At 75.2% G+C, this 648-nt stretch carries 1 pseudogene; it reads right to left on the reverse strand.

The annotated features are described in order from the left end of the window. A pseudogene (locus K6I34_RS37790) lies at window positions 1-648 on the reverse strand (CRISPR-associated helicase/endonuclease Cas3); the annotation flags it as partial.

Raw genomic sequence — 648 nt, forward strand, 5'->3', positions numbered from 1 at the left:
CCCCGCCCCCGTCTTCTTCTCCGTAGTCCGGGCTGGTTTCCGGCCGGCCGTCCCGCTGCCGCTCCCCGTCCGCCGCGGGCTCATGGCTGCGGGGGGTGAGGGAGGGGTCGGTGTAGGCGGCGTTCAGCCAGCTGTGGCTGTGCACCAGGGTCACCGGCGCCCGCTCGGGCCGGTGGGCGCGCACGTAGCCGTCCAGCATCTCGTACGCCGCGTCCGCGGTCGCGGTGGTCGGCAGCAGCCACAACAGCCCCTGCGTGCCGCAGTGCGCGGTGAAGACACGCGCCGCCTCCAGCGCCGCCACGCTCTTGCCCGCCCCGGTGGCATCGGTGACCACCATGATGCCCGCCCCCTGCGCGGCTGCCAGGGGCGGCAGGTCTTGCATGACCGACGCCTGCAGGGCGTTGGGCCGCGCACACCCCGGGTGCGCCCGGGCGAAAGGGATCTCATCCAGGGCGAAACGGGCCAGCCCTGCCTCCTCCACCGCCTCCCTGGCCTGCGCGCGGGCGCGGCTGTGGTGCTCGTGCGCGCCGAAGGACGGCATGTGCGCGTTCTCAAGCCAGAATCCGCGCCGCCCGGCGATACGGTCCGCCACCGCACCCAGCCCCGTGATCAGCACCGCCGCCCCCACCGACATGCGCGCCGGCGCCC

This window comes from Streptomyces sp. UNOC14_S4, from assembly GCF_020740835.1.
Lineage (GTDB): Bacteria > Actinomycetota > Actinomycetes > Streptomycetales > Streptomycetaceae > Streptomyces.